The sequence below is a fragment of the Sphingobacterium multivorum genome, from assembly GCF_039511225.1.
In the GTDB taxonomy this organism is placed as follows: domain Bacteria; phylum Bacteroidota; class Bacteroidia; order Sphingobacteriales; family Sphingobacteriaceae; genus Sphingobacterium.
Map to the genome: position 1 here is coordinate 5,132,116 of NZ_CP154261.1, position 21,887 is coordinate 5,154,002.

At 39.3% G+C, this 21,887-nt stretch carries 21 protein-coding genes; 6 read left to right on the top strand and 15 right to left on the bottom strand.

The features are described from left to right. Positions 1-6: 6 nt before the first annotated feature. Both AAH582_RS21515 and AAH582_RS21520 read right to left on the bottom strand, forming a co-directional pair. Entirely contained in the window at positions 7-714 is a 708-nt protein-coding gene (locus AAH582_RS21515; protein ID WP_070563139.1) for a response regulator transcription factor, read from the bottom strand. Continuing rightward, positions 704-1,579, bottom strand: a complete 876-nt coding sequence (locus AAH582_RS21520; protein ID WP_088162930.1) for a sensor histidine kinase — start codon at positions 1,577-1,579, stop codon at positions 704-706. The genes AAH582_RS21515 and AAH582_RS21520 overlap by 11 nt, the downstream gene beginning before the upstream one ends. A gap of 211 nt (positions 1,580-1,790) precedes the next feature. Between AAH582_RS21520 and AAH582_RS21525 the strand changes: the two genes are divergently transcribed. Beyond that, positions 1,791-2,495, top strand: a complete 705-nt coding sequence (locus AAH582_RS21525; protein ID WP_046671973.1) for a YjjG family noncanonical pyrimidine nucleotidase — start codon at positions 1,791-1,793, stop codon at positions 2,493-2,495. A 32-nt stretch (positions 2,496-2,527) separates the two neighbouring features. Here the strand turns inward: AAH582_RS21525 and AAH582_RS21530 are convergent, their stop codons facing one another. The 3 genes from AAH582_RS21530 to AAH582_RS21540 all read right to left on the bottom strand — a co-directional run bounded on the left by AAH582_RS21530 (position 2,528) and on the right by AAH582_RS21540 (position 6,226). Next, positions 2,528-3,337, bottom strand: coding sequence for a 3-keto-disaccharide hydrolase (locus AAH582_RS21530; protein WP_084823045.1), 810 nt, complete (start codon positions 3,335-3,337; stop codon positions 2,528-2,530). Positions 3,338-3,404: 67 nt separating this feature from the next. Then, positions 3,405-5,846 (bottom strand): TonB-dependent receptor domain-containing protein, encoded by a 2,442-nt coding sequence (locus AAH582_RS21535; RefSeq protein ID WP_343320497.1) that lies wholly within the window; start codon positions 5,844-5,846, stop codon positions 3,405-3,407. A 98-nt stretch (positions 5,847-5,944) separates the two neighbouring features. Further along, a complete protein-coding gene (locus AAH582_RS21540) occupies positions 5,945-6,226 on the bottom strand; it encodes an ATP-dependent Clp protease adaptor ClpS (RefSeq protein ID WP_046671971.1) in 282 nt (93 codons plus the stop codon). 78 nt (positions 6,227-6,304) lie between these two features. Here AAH582_RS21540 and AAH582_RS21545 point away from each other — a divergent pair, with 78 nt between their 5' ends. After that, positions 6,305-7,351 (top strand): 3-oxoacyl-ACP synthase III family protein, encoded by a 1,047-nt coding sequence (locus tag AAH582_RS21545; protein WP_343320498.1) that lies wholly within the window; start codon positions 6,305-6,307, stop codon positions 7,349-7,351. A 69-nt stretch (positions 7,352-7,420) separates the two neighbouring features. Here the strand turns inward: AAH582_RS21545 and atpG are convergent, their stop codons facing one another. The 8 genes from atpG to AAH582_RS21580 form a co-directional block, all read right to left on the bottom strand. After that, the gene (gene atpG / locus AAH582_RS21550) at positions 7,421-8,320 is read right to left on the bottom strand and encodes an ATP synthase F1 subunit gamma (protein WP_046671969.1); all 900 of its coding nucleotides are present in this window, start codon (positions 8,318-8,320) and stop codon (positions 7,421-7,423) included. Between the two features lie 77 nt (positions 8,321-8,397). Next, the gene (gene atpA / locus AAH582_RS21555) at positions 8,398-9,972 is read right to left on the bottom strand and encodes a F0F1 ATP synthase subunit alpha (protein ID WP_046671968.1); all 1,575 of its coding nucleotides are present in this window, start codon (positions 9,970-9,972) and stop codon (positions 8,398-8,400) included. Positions 9,973-10,026: 54 nt separating this feature from the next. Beyond that, complete coding sequence (atpH, locus tag AAH582_RS21560) at positions 10,027-10,569, bottom strand: ATP synthase F1 subunit delta (protein ID WP_046671967.1); 543 nt, start codon at positions 10,567-10,569, stop codon at positions 10,027-10,029. 29 nt (positions 10,570-10,598) lie between these two features. Then, positions 10,599-11,099, bottom strand: a complete 501-nt coding sequence (locus AAH582_RS21565; protein WP_046671966.1) for a F0F1 ATP synthase subunit B — start codon at positions 11,097-11,099, stop codon at positions 10,599-10,601. A 96-nt stretch (positions 11,100-11,195) separates the two neighbouring features. Beyond that, positions 11,196-11,384, bottom strand: coding sequence for an ATP synthase F0 subunit C (atpE, locus tag AAH582_RS21570; RefSeq protein WP_021188666.1), 189 nt, complete (start codon positions 11,382-11,384; stop codon positions 11,196-11,198). Between the two features lie 34 nt (positions 11,385-11,418). Continuing rightward, positions 11,419-12,615 (bottom strand): F0F1 ATP synthase subunit A, encoded by a 1,197-nt coding sequence (gene atpB / locus AAH582_RS21575; RefSeq protein ID WP_343320505.1) that lies wholly within the window; start codon positions 12,613-12,615, stop codon positions 11,419-11,421. Positions 12,616-13,103: 488 nt separating this feature from the next. Next, on the bottom strand, positions 13,104-13,319 hold the full coding sequence (locus tag AAH582_RS24900) for an AtpZ/AtpI family protein (protein WP_070563162.1): 216 nt from the start codon (positions 13,317-13,319) through the stop codon (positions 13,104-13,106). An 83-nt stretch (positions 13,320-13,402) separates the two neighbouring features. Next, positions 13,403-15,628, bottom strand: a complete 2,226-nt coding sequence (locus tag AAH582_RS21580) for a helix-turn-helix domain-containing protein (RefSeq protein WP_343320507.1) — start codon at positions 15,626-15,628, stop codon at positions 13,403-13,405. A 196-nt stretch (positions 15,629-15,824) separates the two neighbouring features. Between AAH582_RS21580 and AAH582_RS21585 the strand changes: the two genes are divergently transcribed. From AAH582_RS21585 to AAH582_RS21600, 4 genes are all read left to right on the top strand, one after another. Continuing rightward, positions 15,825-16,322: a cupin domain-containing protein gene (locus tag AAH582_RS21585; protein WP_046671961.1), complete on the top strand. Its 498-nt coding sequence runs from the start codon at positions 15,825-15,827 to the stop codon at positions 16,320-16,322. Between the two features lie 234 nt (positions 16,323-16,556). Continuing rightward, positions 16,557-17,303 (top strand): hypothetical protein, encoded by a 747-nt coding sequence (locus AAH582_RS21590; RefSeq protein ID WP_343320511.1) that lies wholly within the window; start codon positions 16,557-16,559, stop codon positions 17,301-17,303. 10 nt (positions 17,304-17,313) lie between these two features. Beyond that, positions 17,314-18,423 carry a hypothetical protein gene (locus AAH582_RS21595; protein ID WP_046671959.1) on the top strand — a complete coding sequence of 370 codons (1,110 nt, stop codon included), beginning with the start codon at positions 17,314-17,316 and terminating at the stop codon, positions 18,421-18,423. Positions 18,424-18,457: 34 nt separating this feature from the next. Further along, complete coding sequence (locus AAH582_RS21600) at positions 18,458-19,453, top strand: hypothetical protein (RefSeq protein ID WP_343320514.1); 996 nt, start codon at positions 18,458-18,460, stop codon at positions 19,451-19,453. A gap of 69 nt (positions 19,454-19,522) precedes the next feature. On the opposite strand, the gene AAH582_RS21605 is transcribed toward AAH582_RS21600, so the two are convergent. Both AAH582_RS21605 and AAH582_RS21610 read right to left on the bottom strand, forming a co-directional pair. Then, a complete protein-coding gene (locus AAH582_RS21605; protein WP_343320516.1) occupies positions 19,523-20,632 on the bottom strand; it encodes a zinc finger domain-containing protein in 1,110 nt (369 codons plus the stop codon). A gap of 23 nt (positions 20,633-20,655) precedes the next feature. Beyond that, complete coding sequence (locus AAH582_RS21610; protein ID WP_343320518.1) at positions 20,656-21,810, bottom strand: SPFH domain-containing protein; 1,155 nt, start codon at positions 21,808-21,810, stop codon at positions 20,656-20,658. Between the last annotated feature and the right edge of the window lie 77 nt (positions 21,811-21,887).

The following is a 21,887-nucleotide window of genomic DNA, read 5'->3' on the forward strand; positions in this document are numbered from 1 at the left end:
CTATCTCTATGCGTTATTGTCGGTAAACTTATAACCAACCCCCCTGATAGAATGGAAATAAATCGGATGCTTTTGATCTGGTTCGAAATATTTTCGGAAGGTTAAGATAAAATTGTCGATGGTACGTGTCGATGGGTAAACATCGTAATTCCATACGGTCTCCAATATTTGCTCCCGCGATACAGCCTCATTACGTCGTTCAATCAACAGTTTCAACAACATGGTTTCCTTCTTTGTCAAAGAAGTAATCGTACCATCCGCATGATGTAGCTCGTATGAATTAAAATAGATCGTTTTATCACCGATTTGATAAGAATTCAGTTCTTTCAAATCGTCTGGTTTCATGCCACGACGCACCAAATTTCCAACACGAAGAATCAATTCTTCTAAGTTGAAAGGTTTTACCAAATAATCATCCGCCCCTTTCTTAAGACCCGTAATTCGATCCTCACTGCTATTTTTCGCAGTTAAAAACATGATAGGAACTTCAGTGTTTTGCAGTCGAATAGTTTCAGCTACTTGGAATCCATCAATTTCGGGAATCATCACGTCCAAAACCACCAAGTTGAAACGTTCCTCCTTGAAGACTTTTAGTGCTTTTTTTCCATCGGTAGCCGTAGTAACACGGTAACCTTCCATTTCGAGATTCAACTTGATAGCTTCTAACAAGTGTTCTTCATCTTCGACAAGTAATATTCTTTGTTTACTTTGCATTTCTTTCAAATGTTACTTCAAAAATACTCCCTTTAGGAGTGTTATCTTTAACTTTTATGGTCGCGTCGTGCTTCTGCAATACGGTTTTCACGATATATAACCCCAAACCTGTACCTTTGGTTTTTCGTGTTGCCTCACTTCCCACGCGATAAAACTTATTAAAGATAAGTTTTTTCTCTTCATCACTGATACCGATACCATGGTCAGCAACAGAAAAAATTATTTTATTATTCTCCGTATATAATTTCACGTCCACCATAGCACATGCCGGTGAATACTTAATCGCATTTTCTATCAGATTAGTGACCACATTACTGATCGCAAACTTATCTGCATGAATAATGATATCCGCCTCCAGATAAGGTTTCAGTACTTGTGAACTACAGGAATTCTTCTGAAGCCTATCCACAACCTGTTCTACCAAAGCAGTAAAATTAAAATCCTCTTTCGGCATACTGTAATTACGGCTGTCCAACTTGGTTGTCATTAATACATTTTCAACCAAATCATCCAAACGCTCAATATCCTTCAGCGAGTTTCTCAAGAACGTTTGTTGTTGCTCCTTGTCAAGATCACGTCTCAAAATAGTTTGAATATACAATTTGACAGAAGCCAACGGTGATTTAAGCTCATGCGTGATCGCCAAAAGAAAGTTCTGCTGTTGCTGCAGCAGTTTCTGTTCCCTTTCAACCAGTCGCTTCAATCGCCAGGCACCCCACAAGAAAATAATCAAAAAGAATATTCCCTCTCCTATGATCATGTTCTTTTTGCTCGGATCAAAACGAATAAACATCACCCCCCACCATATCAGTTGCATAACCGCATAGAACAATAGGAAATAAAAGAGTAACAGCGCTTTCTTCATGTGACAAAAATAGGTATTCACCCATGTATTCGGAAATATCCGAAGGATTATGACACAAAGAAGAAAATTAACCGATTCGCAATAAGACTAAAATCACCAAACAGTCATATAAACGATCGTAGACCCGATATCGATAAAAGTAACCGTTAATTTCATCACAAGATAACCCAACGGACTTGGAACTTCAGGTTAATTTGTTTTAATTTTGCATATGTTTAATCATGATAAAAAAGACATTTTCTTCGATCTTGATCATACAATATGGGATTTTGATAAAAATGCTGAAGAAAGTCTGCACGAGCTATATTTTAAATACAAGTTTGATCACTTGTTTAATCAAGAGTCATCCACCCGTTTTATAGAAACTTATACGGTTAACAATCATCGACTTTGGGGGCTCTATCATCACGGAAAGATTTCAAAACCAGAACTCAGGAAAGCACGCTTTGCCGATACCTTCACTGATCTAGGTGTAGAGCCGGAGTTGTTTCCCGAAGAATTTGAACTGGAGTATCTCGCTATCTGTCCCCAAAAAACAAATCTATTTCCCCATGCACATGAAACCTTAGCTTATTTGAGCAACAAATACAATCTTCACTTGATATCTAATGGTTTCAAAGAGGCCTGTGAGACCAAACTGGAAAAGAGCAACCTCAACAAATATTTCAAACATATTTTTATTTCAGAAGTCATCGGCGTAAACAAACCGGACCCCCGAATATTTGAGTTCGCAATGACAACTGCTCAAGCGCGAGCGCAGCAATCACTGATGATTGGAGATAACCTTGATGCCGACATCCGTGGAGCCGCAAATGTAGGCATGGACGCCATTTTCTTTAACCCAAATGTTGTTGAAAAACCGGATGATGTAGCACATATGATTATCGACTTAAAAGAATTACAGTCAATACTGTAGAAAATAGAAAAAGCAGCTTTGAGCTGCTTTTTCTATTTTAGAACCTTAACGGTAATATTCTTAAACCAGACATCATTTCCATGATCCTGAAGACCGATAAGTCCCGATTTGCTATCTCCACCGACATGGCTCAACAATTCAAAAGCCAAAGGCCATTTTTCCGCACTGAATTTACTCTTTTGCAATAAATCAATCCACGACTTATCCCATAATGTATATTCAACGACCTTTACACCATTTTGAAAATGCTCCACCTTGCCATTGTTTACTCTGATCTTAACCTTATTCCACTCGCCATAGGGTTTACCATTCTGTGGTTTGGCAGGAATCATATCGTACAATGAAGTCGATTTACGGTTCCCATCTACACCCATTTTAGCATCAGGATGATTTTCATTGTCCAAGACTTGGCACTCTGGAGACGAGATATAAATCGGCTGTCCTTCAACTTCCTTCGCTAGAAAGAAGATACCCGAATTTGCTCCTTTAGCAACTTTCCATTCCAACTCCAATTCGAAATTCTTGAAATCATGAGCAAAAACCAGGTCTCCACCTTCTTCTTTACCAACATTGGCTTGGCTATCAAATTTGATCGCGCCCTCATTGATTACCCATCTTTTTGGGACTACGGTCTTATCATATCCTCTCCAGCCTTCCAGCGAAGTACCATCAAAAATAACATAGGCTCCGGCTTTATTCTTTTTAAATTTTTTGATGTCTACACGGGGTAAATCTAAGATTTTGTAAGCAGGAACCTCCTTTTTTGCTTGTGCTACGGCAGTATTAAGATGTGCTGAAAATGCAATCACCGATACCGCAAGAACTGTTTTTAATAACTTCATTCTTTTTAGTTTTAGGTTTGTTTTAAAATTAAATTTAAGCATTTGAGTGTATAAAGAGGAATATTTTTTAATATTCCTCTCCACCGCCCATTTCATTTGTATTTGACACTTTCTTCTTTGATTTGTTTAAATCTTGGCTACCAAACCGATAGGAAAGGGATAAAGTTACCATCCGCTTCATCCAACGGTGCTCAAAATTGGATATAAGTTGAGCCGTCTCCGTCACACCATTCATTTTTCGCGAATTAAATACATCTCTCACATTCAACATAATTGAAGCTTTCTTCTTCAACACATCTTTTTTCAAGGCTAGATCCATACCTTTCATTGCATTCATCTGTCCCTGAGCCATTACACGGGAAGAATTATACTCGCCTCTCATCTGTGCAGAAAACGTTGGTGTAAAACGATAATTAGCAGTCAGATTAGCATTATAAGCAAAATCCTTTCGTTCTGTAATATCGTAGTCTGGGTTTGCGTTATACTGAATGTGGATCAAATTGAGATTAAATGTAAAGTCAAAATCCTTCGTTGCGTTGACTTTCGAGATAAACTCAAAACCCGAAAGATTACGACTGGTCATATTTTCCCATCTACTATATGTTCTTCCATCCTCGATTTTGTACACAAACGGCTGAATAACCTCACTGGCGTGATTGAAATAAGCCGAAGATATCAGGTTTACTTTACCGAAGGTTTTGGCAAAGCTCATTTCCAAACTGTGTACATCTTCCGGTTTCAGATTTGGATTTCCCTGACGATAATTCAAATCGTCAGATACATTTAAAAATGGGTTAACTTGCCAACCACGAGCGCGTTGAACACGGCGCGAGTAGCTAAATTGAACTTTATCTCCATTTTCACCAACATCATAGGTTAAAAACAGGGTTGGATATAACCTAAAAAACTTCTGTTTAGCATTGGATTCCGGTTCCACAGCAGCTGGATCCTTAGAGAAATAGGTGGACTTGAGTTCAAATTGTTCTCCCCGCAGTCCGATTTGATAACCGACTTTATCCGTTAATTTATTTTGATAATTCGCATAGATCGCATGAACTGTACTCGTGAAATCAAAATCGTTGCTGATCCTATAATCTGGCACATAGTTGCCAATCGAATCGAGTGATCTGGAAAACTGGGTATCAAATGACTTTCTGATTTGAGATCGGTAACCCGCCTCGAATTTGCTTACTTCAGAGAAAGGTAAAACATAATCCAATTGAAGGTTGATATTCTTGCCATCCTCAGAAGTGACGTTCTTCCGAGAGGTGGCGCTCCGTCCATCGGTATAATTTTGAGAAAAATCATTTGTACCGTCTTCCTTGTCTCTCCCATAACTTGCATTCCCCGTCAACTCCTCTCCTTCTCGCTTAAATTGATGTCTAAAATCAGCATTTAATTCATAACCAAGATCGTCTTCAAATTGTGTTGAATTTCGAACGCTCGTTCCCGTCATCTGCGATCGCTTAAAGAACTCATAATTCAAGTCCTCTATTCGCTTATTATCACGTATACTTAAATTACCCGAAAAACTCAATGAAGTGCGATCTGACATATTATAATCAAATCCGGCTTTTACCGTATGGCTGTTGCCCTTCCTTGACGATTCGGATTTGCTATAATTGCGTGTCGTATCACCAAAAAAGGTATTGTCCGTTTCCCCACTACCAACCATATTGCGCTTGTTGAAATTATAGGACCCAAAATAGTTAAACTTCTTATCTCTATAATTCAAGGTCAATCCCGCCATATAGTTATCATAGGACCCTGCAGATGTATTTACAGAGCCATTTAGTCCCGTCCTAATATTCTTCTTTAAAACGATATTGATAATTCCTGTTTGTCCCTCCGCGTCATATTTCGACGAAGGGTTCGTGATCACTTCAACTTTTTCAATCGAATTGGCAGGTAGACTCTGAAGCAAAGAAGTTACATCATTTCCTGCTAAAGCAGACTCCCGGCCATCGATTAAAATCTTCACACTACTTGATCCCCGCAAACTGACCGATCCATCCTGATCAACTTGCAAAGTGGGAACATTCGCAAGCACATCGGTCGCTGTTCCACCCGCGCTGACCAAACTCTCGCCTACATTGAAGGTTTTACGGTCTATACCAATTTGCATGGCTGGAGCTCGTCCTTCAATAACAACTTCGTTCAACATATTACCTGTAGGTTTCAAAGCAATTCGGCCTAAGTCCTTACTTTTACCCCCTAAGACCTCTATACTATCAATAGTATGTGTCTCGTAGCCAACATAAGTGATACGGACATTATATTTACCAGGTTTAATATCTGACAATAAAAGAAATCCTTGGGATACAGACTGTCCTCCCTTAATCAAGACGTTACTATTGGCGTCCAAGAGTGCGACACTAGCTGATGAAATAGGTTTGGAAGTTTCGCTATCGACTAAAATAGCTTTGATTTGACCGGTCTGAGCAAAAAGGACAACAGGTAAAAAGAATATGAATAAGAAAGATTTAAACGATTTAGCGTAAAAAAACATGCTTCAGCTTAGTTTATAGTTATACTGCAAAGAAAACTAAAACTTACAGACAAAATTGAAGCGTAACCATATTATTACGGTAACAAAAGAATGGCAAATTATTCCACAGAAACGGTCAATCCCTCGGCTTTCAGGATTTTACGATAAATCTCCATCTCTGTATAAGTACCTTCTAATACAGCACATTTCCCTTCAGTGTGTACTTTCCAGGCAATCTTCTCAGCTTGCTTCTCGGTATATTGTAAATGATAGATGAGACAATGAATCACATGTTCAAACGTATTGGTTTCATCATTCCATAAAATGAGTCGATTAGACTCTTTCACAGAGGCTAATATCTCTTCTAACGTAAAGGTTTCTTCAGCAGTTTGGGTACCCATGCTGCAAAAATAGAATATTTTTTTCTAAATTAACGATAATATAAAAGGGAAGAATACAATCAATTAGAGGAATTTATTATGTTACAGTCAAAAATAGCAGGAATTGGCTATTATGTTCCAAAAAACGTATATACCAATAATGACCTAACACGCTTTATGGATACCAGTGACGAATGGATTCAGGAGCGAACCGGTATAAAAGAACGTAGATATGCAGACCGAATTGGCGAAACTACCACCACCATGGGTGTCGAAGCAGCTAAAATAGCCATCGAACGAGCTCATATCACACCTGAAGACGTCGACTTCATCATTTTTGCCACCCTATCACCAGATTACTATTTTCCAGGCTGTGCCGTTCTGCTTCAGCGGGAAATGGAAATGAAAGAAGTCGGAGCCCTGGATATTAGAAACCAATGCTCGGGTTTTATCTATGCGCTTTCTATTGCCGATCAATTTGTCAAAACAGGGATGTATAAAAATGTGCTCGTAGTTGGTTCCGAGAAACACTCTTTTGCACTTGACTTTTCGACTAGAGGACGATCCGTTTCTGTTATTTTCGGTGATGGTGCCGGAGCTGTGGTTGTGCAGCCCACAACCGAAAATGGCAAAGGCATCCTGAGCACACACTTACATTCAGACGGAGCCGATGCCGAAAAGCTGGCTATGTACTACCCCGGAGCATCCAGTGGTATTTGGTTGGATAAAATGCCTGATTGGCCGGACCAGGAGTTGGGTGGACTATTGATGACCAAGGAGATGCTCGACGATGGGACTGCATTTCCAAATATGGATGGGCAGGCCGTCTTCAAAAAAGCTGTTGTCAAATTTCCGGAAGTCATTCATGAAGCGCTGGCAAAAAATAATTTAAAAACCAGTGATATAGACTTATTGATTCCACATCAGGCCAATCTTCGCATTTCGCAATTTGTACAGAAAACACTTGGATTAGGGGAGGATCAGGTATTCAACAATATTCAGAAATATGGTAATACAACTGCAGCCTCTATACCGATAGCACTCTGCGAGGCTTGGGAAGAAGGAAAGATTAAAGACGGTGATCTTGTATGCTTGGCGGCTTTTGGAGCAGGGTTTACCTGGGGCTCAGCCTTAATTCGATGGTAGAAAATAGTATACATAGAAAAAGCGCTAATCAAATGATCAGCGCTTTTTCTATGTATTTCCGAATAAAAATTATCCGTTTGATAATGCTGCTGCACCGGATACGATCTCCGTCAATTCTGTTGTAATTGCAGCTTGACGTGCCTGGTTGTAAGATAGCTTAAGTGATTTGATTAAGTCACCAGCATTCTCTGTAGCTTTATCCATTGCTGTCATACGTGCTCCATGCTCAGAAGCATTCGAGTCTAAAACAGCCTTGTATAATTGAATCTTAATTGCTTTAGGTATCAATTCCTCGATAATCTTCTCTTTGGAAGGCTCGATGATATAATCCACCTCAGCTTCTATTTTTGCTTTATGCGTATGTTGTTTGTTTTCCTCCGCAGGTAATAATGGTAAAATCTGCTCTGCAGTCAATTCTTGAACTGCTGCATTTTTGAATTGATTATAAACCACTTCAACACGATCAAAATTACCTTCTTTGAATTGTTCCATGATAAATTCAGTCACCACAGATACAGAACCAAAATTTAACTCAGAAAACAAATCAGAGTGGTTAGCTACCACATTGAAGTTACGTTTCGAGTAGAAGTCATAACCCTTTTTACCAATACCAATGATACTCAAATTACCCTTTGCATGTTGCTCGGCATATTTGTTAAAGATCAAGTTATTAGTCGCTTTGATAACATTTGCGTTGAATGCTCCAGCTAAACCTCTATTAGAAGAAACAACAACGATCAATACCTTATTTGGCTCACGATCTACTGTAAAAGGAGAGTTACTTCCCTCAACACTCGCAGAAACATCCGCCAAAATGTCTCTTAATTTATTCGCATATGGGCGCAATTGTAAGATAGCGTTAGTAGCGCGCTTCAATTTAGCAGCCGAAACCATTTTCATAGCTTTCGTGATCTGCTGTGTTGATGATACCGAGGTAATCCGGTTTCTTACTTCTTTTAAATTTGCCATATTTGTTTTAAGTATTAAGTACCTAGTATTGAGTATTGAGCCTCGTCAATAGACTCAATACCAAATACTCATTACTATTAATATTTTGATGCTAAATCCTTAGCTACTGTTTCTAACACTGCAGTTAATTCATCGGAGAACTTATTAGCTTTAAAAGCTGACAATACTTCTGGATGACGTTGTTCCAAATGTGTTAAGAATTCTTCTTCAAATTCTCTCACCTTATTTACAGGAACATTGCGCAATAAACCTTTTGTTCCGATATAAATAATCGCAACTTGTTTCTCTACAGAAACCGGAGAATATTGACCTTGTTTCAAGATCTCAACGTTACGAACACCTTTATCCAAGACAGATTTAGTAGCAGCATCTAGATCAGAACCGAATTTCGCAAAAGCTTCCAATTCACGGTACTGAGCTTGATCTAACTTTAATGTACCAGATACTTTTTTCATCGGTTTGATCTGCGCATTACCACCTACACGAGATACAGAGATACCTACGTTGATCGCTGGACGAATACCCGCGTTAAACAAGTTAGACTCCAAGAAGATCTGACCATCTGTAATTGAAATTACGTTCGTTGGGATATATGCAGAAACGTCACCAGCTTGAGTTTCGATGATCGGAAGCGCGGTTAATGAACCACCACCTTTCACCAAGTGTTTGATCGACTCAGGGAGATCGTTCATATTGCGTGCGATATCATCTGAAGAGTTGATTTTCGCTGCACGCTCCAACAAACGGCTGTGTAGATAAAATACGTCACCTGGATATGCTTCGCGGCCCGGTGGACGACGTAACAATAAAGAAACCTCACGGTAAGCTACAGCTTGTTTAGACAAATCATCATAAACGATCAGTGCTGGACGGCCTGTATCACGGAAAAACTCGCCGATAGCAGCACCTGACATTGGTGCATAGAACTGAAGTGGAGCTGGATCAGCAGCAGATGCAGCCACAACTACTGTATAAGCCATAGCACCTCTTTCCTCCAATGTACGCACGATATTCGCAACTGTAGAATTCTTTTGACCTACGGCAACGTAGATACAAAATACAGGTTCTCCTGCATCATAGAATTCTTTTTGGTTCAAGATTGTATCGATACAAACAGCTGTTTTACCTGTTTGACGGTCACCAATAACCAACTCACGTTGACCACGACCTACTGGAATCATCGCATCGATCGCTTTGATACCTGTTTGTAATGGTTCAGTTACCGGCTGACGGTAGATAACACCAGGAGCTTTACGCTCGATCGGCATTTCATACAAATCACCTGGAATAGGGCCTTTACCATCGATTGGTTGACCTAAAGTGTTTACAACACGTCCCAACAAGCCTTCACCAACTTTGATGGATGCAATACGGTTGGTACGTTTAATGGTATCTCCTTCTTTGATCTCATCAGAAGGACCTAAAAGTACAACACCAACGTTGTCTTCTTCTAAGTTTAATACAATACCTTGTAATCCGTTATCAAATTCAACCAACTCACCGGACTGAACTTTAGTTAAGCCGTAAATACGAGCAATACCGTCACCTACAGCAAGTACGGTACCCACTTCCTCTAGTTCGGCTTCTGATTTAAAGCCCGACAATTGCTCTCTTAGAATTGCCGAAACTTCATCTGGTCTTACCTCTATCATTTTAATTATTATAAGGGGTTTTTTGATTTATTTTACTTCAAGTATCAGAACAAACTAGTTATTCTGATTCAAATATCTTTCCAATTTATTCAACTTACCAGCAATACTTGCATCAATTTGGCGATCACCGATATTGACTACAAATCCACCGATCAAACTATGATCAACTTTATTGATCAATATCACTTGAGCGTTGGTTTCTTTCGCAAGTACATCTTTCATCGCTGCCAAATTAGCTTCAGAAAGCGGTGCTGCAGATGTAACTGTAGCTTTGACAATTCCTTTTACCTCGTTATACTCACGAATAAATTCTTGAGCAGTGGCATATACAATCTCGCCACGACCTTTGTTGATCATGATCTTAAAGAATGCTAAGATATTTGGATTGATCTTATCTTTAAATAGCGCATCCAATATGTTTTTCTTCTTGTCCAAAGGAACAATAGGATTGGCAAAAACAGCTTGCAATTCTGTACTGGATTTTAAAACAGCTGCGAATGAATCCATATCCGCTTTGATTGTTTCCAGTGAGCCTTGCTCGCTAGCCAAGTCAATTAATGACTTAGCGTATCTTGATGCTACTTTAAATACTGACATAATTCTATTTCGTAATTTGAGTGACCGGATTAGTTCAATTTAACGTCATTAAGCAAATCTGCTACTAGAGCTTCTTGCTTTCCTTGGTCCTCAAATTCTTTGTTTAACACTTTACGAGCAATATCCAAAGACAAAGAAGAAACTTGAGACTTAACCTCAGCCAAAGCTTTGTTCTTTTGTTCGTTGATCTCGATTTTTGCTTGTGCAATCAATTTTGCGCCTTCAGCCTGTGCCTGAGTTTTTGCCTCAGCTACAATCTTATCTTTAAGTTCTTTTGCTTCCTTAAGGATAACATCGCGTTCTGCGCGAGCTTCTTTTAGTAATTGTTCGTTTTCATTTGTTAAACGAGCCATTTCTAATTTAGCTTTTTCAGCAGCCTCCAAAGCACTTGCAATACCTTTTTCACGTTCGTCTAGGGCATCAACAATTGGTTTCCATGCGAATTTACCTAATAAAAAGATAATAACCACAAGGACGATGACCATCCAAAAAAACAAACCGTACGAAAACGAATGTATTAATTTATCCATTGTTATACTATATAATGATAATTCTTATTTTTTAAGATTCAGGAATAATATAACCTGCAACCAACCGTTACAGGTTATACCATTAAACCGTTGTGACTATTTACCTAATAATAAAGCACCGAATGCTAAACCTTCAAGTAAGGCACCAATGATAATCATTGCAGTTTGGATTTTAGATGCTGCTTCTGGTTGACGAGCGATAGCTTCCATTGCAGAACCACCAATTTTACCTAAACCTAAACCTGCACCGATAACGATTAAACCGGCTCCAATTAAATTGTACATAATGTATGATTTGAATAATTAAAAAATTTACTAATTAATGATCGTGATGTTCTTCAACAGCCATACCGATAAATAAGGATGACAACATCGTAAAAATAAATGCTTGTAAAAATGCCACCAATAGTTCGATAACCATCAAGAAGATTGTCAAGAACATGGAAACACCGATACTACCCACTACTGTCAATTGGTGTTGCAATAAATAAACAATTGCAATCAGTCCCATTACGACAGTGTGACCAGCTGTAATATTTGCAAACAAACGTACCATCAAAGAGAATGGTTTTGTAAACAATCCCAATACCTCAATTGGTGCTAAAACAAATTTAAATGGAACCGGAACGCCTGGCATCCAAAAAATATGCTTCCAGTAGTTTGCGTTTGCTTTGATATTTACAATTAAGAATGTAAAAAGTGCCAAACATAAAGTTACTGTAATGTTTCCTGTAACGTTAAACCCTAGTGGCGTCAAACCAACCAAGTTTAAAATCCAGATCAAAAAGAATACAGACAATAAATAAGGCATGAATTCCTTGTAACGATGGCCAATGTTTGGAATAGCCATCTCATCACGCACATAGATAACCAAAGGCTCCAACACACGCCCAACGCCCTTAGGCAAATTATTAGCACCTTTTTTATAGGTTTTAGCCAAGCTAATAAATGCCCAAAACATTAAAAATGCAGCCAAAAACAAACCGACAACACTCTTAGTGATCGAGAAATCTAAAGGTATCGCTACAGATGGATGGAAATCGACAGCTTCATGAAGCTCATGAGAACCAATCACATAAGAAGTTTCAAATTCCTTTTTCTCTTCTTTCCCATCTTCATTTATCGTCATAATATAACTACCATCAGCATTTTTACGATACTCATGACCAATCAAATTACCTGTAGCATCAGTCTTATAAATTTTCCCGTGGTATAATGCATAATACTGACCATCAACCTCAGCAACTTTATTACCGTGGTCGAATGCCGAAGCCATAAAAACTTTCAAGCCATTATCGATCAAAATAACAGGCAATGAAAAACCATAATGTTTACCTGTCTCTTCATCCGAAAAGAAGCTAAAATAATAATCATCTTGTAAGTGATGCTCAATATGGCTATTGATTTCCTCAGCCTGCGATTTTTCTCCGTGTGCATCCTCATTCGCCTTTGTTAAAAATGGCGCAACTGCAAACAGAATAACTGCTAAAAATTGAAGTGTTCTTTTAAGACTCACGATACTACTATTATGTTATTTAAAATTTTTTGCGAAAATACTATATATAAAGCACAAAAGCTACTTTAATATTACATTTTTTTGAAAAAACCATCGTTTTCTTCCTTAGGATTTGTTTAAAGCCTTGTAAGCAAATATAACATCGTAAAAAAGGAATAAAACGACAACGATCAAATAGTTATATTTTAAAATATCAGCCTGCGGTTTTGCCAACCCATTATGAATGTATACATAATTTAAGACAAACTTTAAAGTCAATAATCCCAAGAAAACAAAACCAACATACTGTGGAAATTTCTGCGAACAGTAACTTATCCCCACCATGATGATCACGGATAATATCAGTTGAAAAATATAAATTTCATACAATGGAAAATGTAGATCCTCCAAGGAATGTATACCATCAAAAGATTTTAACAAAAAGAAATGAACGGCAAAAATCAAAACCGCAACAAAAAATAAAATAAGGGTCTGCTTTATATATACTATCATCTATCGTTTAATCGATTCACTTGTCTAATGACTTGATATAGAGAAATTCCAATCCCGCCAAGGGTACAGATCTTCATCCATAGTTGGTTCTCCGCATGAAACTTACCGTCCAGCCAATCCCCTAATAAATAAAATACGTAAATGGTAAAAACCATCTGGGTTGAAATAGTCGTCAGCACAAGCCACTTGTTAGGATCTTTCTTGTCTTCCATAAGCAATCTTAAGGTTATCAATGGGCTTTCAACAAACTATATCACACAATTTGTTACAAATATACGCTATAAATTTTTATTGCCTACAATCCCAAAACTTTTTGTCCAATTTTAATATCCGGATAATCAATATCCACGCCCAAAAGCATCTTAAGTTCTGAAGAGGATTTATCCGGATTCGCACGAATAACACCAAGAATACGATCCAACTTTTCCTGCTCGATCAACTCTGTTGCTTCCACTTCCGTACCAACAAAGTTAATTAAATGTCCATATATCGTACCAGCGACCATCCCGCGCTTAACCGCTATATCAGCAATGCTCATACCATCCTTAAACATTTCTAAGGAAATTTCCTTTGTATCCAACTTCTTCGGTCCTTCTTCATCTGCACTTTGCGCAGCCAATTCATCTTTTTCTTTGGTCTTCACACTTGCAGCAACATCGAGCATCGCTGTTTGAAAATCTTCCCGTTTTGAAAGCGTATCAGCAATAAGTAAACAATGTTGCAACTGCTCGCGTTTTCGCTTGTAATCAAGCAATAGTGCTTTTAACTCGTCAATATATTTCTTCGTACGTTTTCGTAACTGGTACTCCTCAATATGTTTGGTTAAAGCCTCAATCAGATCTACATCCATTTTCGGTAAAAACCAATTGACCGCAGCAGTAGAACGTTCACAGATGACGTCATAATCGATCGCGTTTTTATCCCGCAACAAATCATACAATACAACAATAAACTTATGGGCAACTTTCTCTTGGGTCTGAAGGTGCTTGACCAATTGTTGGAAAAATAATACGGCTTGTTCCTTTCCGTCAATATTACGCTCTTCCAGTGATTTCAGTAACTCCGAAGTCTCGGCCAATAGTCCGTCCCAACGGAAACCGTGCATTAAAATCTGGCCAAGATAATTCCGTTGACATTGCTCTAAAATCTCATTGACGTCAGCCTGCCCCTGAGCACGCTGTGCAAATTCGACAACCTGGTAATCGGTACGGATGGCGTAAGAAGGGATAATGGATTTTAAGACTAGCCCATCTAAACTCGTTAAACGACTCAATGCAACGTAGACCTGCCCCGCGGCAAAAGAGGTACCAGCATCAATGATTGCTTTTTGAAAGGTCAACCCCTGACTTTTATGGATAGTGATAGCCCAAGCCAATCGAAGTGGAAATTGCGAAAATGTACCCAATATCTCCTCCTTAATCTGATCTTGCCCCTTATCGTAATTGTACCGAATATTCTCCCAGGTCTCCCTTTTTACCGTTACAGATTCCGACCCATCAGGAAATGTAACCGTTACTGTTCCCTGTACCGTATCGATGTCCTTTACCGTACCGATCTTTCCATTGTAATATTTACGTTCATCACCGGAATCGTTTCGAATAAACATCACCTGAGCCCCTATCTTTAAGGACAACGTTTCTTCCGCAGGATAGGAGCCCTGCGCAAAATCGTCCTTTACAACTGCTTTAAGATTTAACATTTTACCCGATAATGATGCCAGCTTGGCTCCATTTATTTCATCCGCATTTCGATTATGGGAGGTCAATGTAATATACTGCTCCTCTTCATTTGGAACAAAGTCCTGTTGATAGTAACTGTTTAAGGTCGTGAGCATGTCACTTGTACACTGATTATTTCTTATCGCATTCAAAATGGAAATAAAACCTTCATCTTGTTGACGATAGATTTTATTAAGCTCTAACATCACCAGCGGATTATCCCTCAATACTTTAGCATTAAAAAAGAAAACAGAAGAATAATGATCCCGTAAAACATTCCATTCAGCATCTTTCACAACTGGCGGCAACTGGTACAAATCACCAATGAACAGCACCTGCAACCCACCAAAAGGCCGCATATCGCGACGAACAGATTGCAGGATCACATTAATCGCATCCAATGTATCTGCACGGACCATCGAAACCTCATCAATCACCAAAAGCTCAAGTTCCTGTAAAATGGCCCTGCGTTGCTTGGTCAGTTTAATCGTGCTGAATAAACGTGATTTATTGTAGATATGACTATCCTGTTCGTCCCAGCGTAACTCATAATCTTCAATAAAAGTCCCAAAAGGAAGCCAAAATAAAGAATGTAAAGTTGTTCCGCCCGCATTCATTGCCGCAACGCCCGTAGGTGCCGTAATAGCCATCTTTTTGTAGCTATGCTCACGGATATACTTCAAGAACGTCGTTTTTCCTGTACCCGCCTTTCCTGTAATAAATACGTTCTGGTTCGTTTGGTTAACAAAAGCAACAGCCTGCATAAATGCAGTATTTTCCCGATCGACTTGAAAGTTTGACATATCCTGAAATTAGATTGAGCACAAAATTAGCAATTTCATTTTTAACTTCACGCGGCACATAATAGCTTACGACAGCTAGAACAGCTCAATTATAACGTATCTAGATAAAGCTAAAACGGTTAACTTAAAATATTAATGGATTTTTTTTATATTTAGCAACTCAATTAAGGAATATCAAATTTTTAGAATTTTTAATATGGCTATAGATAAAATCGCATTGTTTGAAAAAGTACAGGAAATGCTGACATCCAAAGGTTTTCGTATTGATAAATCAGATGCTGCACGCCCGTGGGGAGGATTTTTCGTGATCGACGAATCCCAAGCACAAGAATTTGCCGATGAATACTTCGGTGGAATGGATGTACAAGAATTAAGAATTTCAGGAAAACTAAGTCCAAAAATTTTAATTGTTGCACCAGAGAAAAGACTTTCATGGCAATATCACCACCGCCGTGCCGAAATCTGGCGTGTTATCCAAGGTAACGTTGGCGTTATGGTTTCTGATACAGATGAGGAATCGGTTGTTTCAACATTAAAAGAAGGCGAAACAATTAGATTACGCCAAGGGCAACGTCACCGTTTAATTGGATTGGATGGCTTCGGTATTTTAGCCGAGATCTGGCAACACACAGATGCCAACAACCCTTCGGATGAAGACGATATTGTTCGCGTACAAGATGATTTTGGCAGATAGTCCAACAGGACCATTATCATCAAAACAAAGATTCCCAATCAACAATTGGGAATCTTTGTTTTACCACCCCAACCTAAAGCGCGATAACAGCTGATGCACCGCTCCCCTCGCTGGTATGTCATCGCTTCATCTCAGCTCATATCGCCCAAATCCATTTCACGTGTTCCGTAGCGCAATTCATTAGAAGAGAATATTAATTTTTATTATTTTAGTAGAGATATAATCAACTATGATATGATGAGTAACGACGATACTAAAAGAGGATCCAGTATATTAAACAGTCTAAAAAAATTAATTTTTGAGGACGATCAGCCGCAGCAAACGCCACCGGCACAAGCCCCTCCCGCACCAGCTACTAACGCTGCTCCAGAAAGACCCCATGTACCACCGGCATATCCATTGCCCACGGCCCAGGCTACAACTGGAAAAACACCTCCCCCAATCCCCCTAACAGCCAATGACGGAACAACCGACCTCAAAGAAATGAAATTAAAGGTCTATGCCATTCTTGAAAAACTCAACGAGCAGGGTGTCGATTTTTTCGAAGTATGGAATGCTGCTGCCGCCATGGGAAAAGTAGAGGAAAACACATTAAAAGCGGCCTATACTTCACTGAAATTTGTAGACAGTTCGTTAACCAAGGATAAACTGGTAGCAACTGGCACAAATTATGCTAATAAATTGAAAGAAACCATTGCCAAAGAATCGGAACAAAAACAGGCTGAAAAGAAAAAGACTGAGCAAGACCGAACCATGGAGATTGCAAATCTGAACACTGAAATCAAAACAATAACGGAGAATATCACCAGATTGCAAGATGATCTACAGAAAAAACAACTCGCTTTGGCACAAATTAATGAAAAGTACGAGCCAAAGATTAAAGATATCGAACAAAAAATAAACATCGGCAACGCGGCCGTTGATGAAGTGGTAAACGAAATCAACACTGCATTGCGTATGATTAATCAATCAATAACATAAAAATAAATCAATGGAAAGAAAAGATCAGTATGTTAATATTCCCGCTGAAATAAAGACGCAACTTCCGATATTTCAAGTACTGGGCGATCATTTGCCCGCACAATTAAAATCACCAGAAGCAAAGAAGACGGCCTCGTCAATCTTCTTTTGGGCACTTTTACTTGGCGGAGCCTTTGCTTTTTTCAAGTACTTACCGATTATGTTGGAATATGCCGGAAAAAGTATACTTTTTGTGCTATTCAGTATAATCCTGATTACCTTGTTATTGCTAGCGCCAAAAATAATTGCACTATTGCACCGACTGGGTACAGTTCTACTTTTTAAAGGTGAAAAATCCATTATTAGAAATAACCCCATAGAAACTTTACAACTGTTATCAAGAGATGCGAAAGATACCCTGAAGCGTGTAAAGGAGAAAATCAGCAATGTGGATGGTGTCCGCATCGACATGATTCAAAGCGGTGAAACTGCTCAAAAAACAGCAGAAGAAAAATATACCTATGCGAAACGTTTCACCGCAGAAGCGGCTAGTCTCGACGAAAAATCAAAGGAAGAAACGAGCAAAAATAATGCAGAGAAGGCAAATGCTTATGCAAGAGATGCCAAAGAAACTCGGACCAAAGCATTTCTCTTAGGAAAAGAAGGTGAATCTGAAGAGCAAAATGCGCGCAGTTATGTACAATATGCCAATCAATTTGCAAAAGTTTTGGAAGTCTTAAAAGATAATGAAAGTGCAGCACGTATCTATGTCAGCACCTTGGATAGCAGCATTTCCATTATTTCTAAGAAGCTAGAAGCCACTCAAAAGATGAAAAATGCCACCGATGGCCTAGCCGATGTGTTCAATATCAAAGATGGCTGGGCATTTCAAGAGGCCATGAACGCAGCAACAGGTGCCATTAGTCAAAATATTGCCTCTATCCGATCCAATCTGGATTTCCTGGATCAAAACAATAACATCACAGTGGGTGGTACGCCAACTCAAGGTGAATTGGAAGAGTTTATCCGCAAAGTTGACGAACGTAATCTAAATGTATTGAACGTAACGCAAATGGCCGATGCCAGCTATGAACTCAAACCCGAAGAAAAAGTAGACAAAGGATTTACATTACTCGACTAATATTAACTGAAATCAAACTTACTATACAAACATTATGGAAGAAAAATCAACATGGGCAAGATTAAGATGGCCAATTAAAGCAATTATCATCGCCTTACCTATTCTCGCAATCGGTTATTGGGCCATTCAATCGGGCAAATTTGATGCTAATTCGAGAGTCCAAACAACGGATTCAACAAGCAATAACAGCCATGCGATCACGCCATCATCCGGCTCCGAAACGACGCGCTCATTTAACTATCAACCCGAAAAACCAGTCGATGGCGAATACAAAGGTGTCGTCGAAGTTGGCGCTTCTGGTTTCAATTCCTTTGTCGTCAATATGGACAAAGAAAATCGCTGGGAAATCATTTCCAAAGACTTTGGAAAGTCATTTGCATACGAAGGATTGGCAAATACAGAAGACATCCGTAAGGGATTAAAAGATTATATAGGCATGATGCTCGATAAAGGCGTCAAATCCAAAAACATCCATTTTGTCATTAGCTCAGGAGCCCAAAAAGAACCTAAAACAGCTGTCATCAGCAGTGAACTTAGAAAAATGGGCTTTGTGGTCAATTTGGTTACAGCAGAACAAGAAGGAAAATTGGCACTAAAATCAGTCCTGCCGAAAGCTTATGAAGACAATTCATTTGTTGTTGATATTGGCTCCGGCAATACCAAAATCTCCTGGATCGACGGTGACACAAAATCGGTAGAAGCACCTGGTGCGAAATATTATGAAAAAGACCTTAAAGATAACGCGGTCTATACAGAAGTAAAAAAACTAGGCGAGAAGATTCCGGCAAATAAAAGAGAAGTTTGTTTTATTATAGGTGGGGTTCCTTTTGAACTAGCATCACAGACACGTCAAGGTGAAGAGCGTTTTACCGTTTTGAACGATCCAGCATCCTACAAAGCAGATAAAGTAAAAACAAAGAGCGGTGTCAACATCTATAAAGCAATTAAAGATGCAACCAATTGCGACACCTTCGTATTTGATTGGGACGCCAATTTCACCATTGGGTTCTTACTTTCATTAAACAAATAGTTAAGACAATTAGCATAAAAAAGCGCTGTCTCAGTAAAAAAGACAGTGCTTTTTTTTATAACCTTTTTCTTATTCCATAAAACTCAATAGATACAAAACAATAAGGATCGCCAATACCAAAAAAGCTATTTTCCAAAAGCTATAAGGTCGTTGTCCATAAACTTTACCGTTAAATGCATTGACCATGATCTGATAACTTTTTCCTTTATACTGATAGGCAGATAACCACACAGGTAAAAGAATATACTTCAATCGAATGGATTTAAAATCGCTATCAATAGAATCAATATCCTGTGTGTCACCACCGATGTCATGCTCAACCTCACGTTCGATTTCCCGATCCATTATAGCCCGGGCAGTCTCCGCCGCTTTTACATGATCCACACTAAAAGTTTCAGCGATAAAGCCACTTAAATAGTGCTCATTGAAAGGTTTTAGGTAACCCAAATTCCAAGGTCCAATTTTATCAGAAAACTTTTCGGGAAGAGATGTTGATCCCGATATAACAATATCCTTAAATTGGCTATAGATACTTCCTGAAGCCGGATACCAATTTGTGCGTCTTTCTTCATATTCTTCAGTCTCACCATCCGAATTGCGTCTTGTACGCGTCACATAATAATACTCCCCACGTGACCCTACGTAATCAGAATGTATATCTGCATCATAAGACCAAAAAGGTACATAGACCCCTTTTAAACGATCGTTTCTGGAATTAAAAATTCGCTTAAAGTCATTTGGAGCGAACCATATCTTTCCGGCCCATTGTGTCAATAGCCCAAAAGCGCTTCTATAATCAACGGAAAATGGGACGAGGCCATGTGGTTTTACTATACGCTTTTGCTGATGATCAATCACCAAAGGTGATGCACAAAATGCACATAAATCGGCTGTAATATGTGGATTCAAACGCGAGTTTGCACCACAGTTACTACAATGCACAACTTCAGCCAAATAGCTATAGCGCTCATCGGCGAGCCCCTCCATTGCTTGTCCAAAAACTTTATAATCTGTAGATTCAATATGCCCATCTTCCGGTAGCTGATCCGCTATTTCATTCCTGGTTCCACAATAGGAACACGCTAAATAGGACGTACCGGGCTGATAAGTCAAAATAGCACCACAGCCCTGACATTTTAACCCCTGCTCTATTTCGGAGGTTTTTTCTTCAAAACTCATAAAACTCGGTAATGCATTTTACCCTAAACTCCTGGTATCGGTGGCGGATTCTGCGAAAACAGATCCTTTAATTCACCTACCTTTTCAGCCTCAATCCAGTTTTCAAGTCCCTCTTTCCAGACCAAGGTAGCAAGTGTCATCGTCCCCTCTTTTATCAGAGCGCGCAGCTGTTCCGAATCAAAGGGCCCTTCCTGTTTACCTTTAACGGCCAGGTAATAAGCGACCGCTTTGGGCAATGGAGGCGGTCCAACGGCCCCTGCAGACGAAGCCGCAGCAGCTGATCCCGTACCAGTAGGATTATTCCCATCAAAACTATTTTGCTGAAATACATTACCCATTTGACCAACCATTCCTGCTCCCAGCCCAGCACCAAATCCAGCACCTACAATCCCGCCACTACTGGGATTCTCAGCAGCTTTCTCCATTGAATTTGCCGCTTGGAATTGGGCATAGGCCCCCAGATTACCAACGACCCCCATACTGCTCCGCTTATCAAGGGCTTTCTCGACTTCTTCTGGGAATGAAATATTTTCAATTAAGAACTTCGTTAAGCTCAAACCCAACTCATCAAAATCAACCCCAATTTTTTGCTGTATCAAGGCCGAAACTTCATCATAGTTGGATGCAAGATCCAAGGCCGGTATCTTCGACTCAGCAATAGCGTCCATCCCCCGCGATACCGCAATGTTTCGAAGCTGCTCTGTGATATCTTCAACTGTAAATACAGGCGTCGTCGCAACAAGCTGTTTCATAAAAACAGTAACATCCTTCACCTGAAAAGAGAAATTACCGAAAGCCCGAAGTCGAATAGGACCAAATTCAGGATCCCGCAACATAATCGGATTTTTAGTTCCCCATTTCTGATTGACAAATTGCCGAAGGTTGACAAAATAAACATCGGCTTTGAATGGACTATTGAACCCATATTTCCAACCTCTGAGGGTTGTCATGATCGGCATATTCTGGGTCGTCAGTTCGTAACGACCAGGCTGAAAGACATCCGCAACCACGCCTTCATTCAAAAATACCGCAGCCTGCCCTTCCCGCACAGTCAATTGCGCCCCCATCTTTATTTCATTCTGATACCGGGGAAATTTCCATACAATTGTATCTGTACTATTATCGACCCATTCGATAATATCGACAAATTCATTCCTGATTTTATCAAATAATCCCATAAATTATTCTCTTTACAATTACTTACACTAAATGTAAACATTTCCCTGCAAACCAACAATTTTCTTCGCCAGCTCAC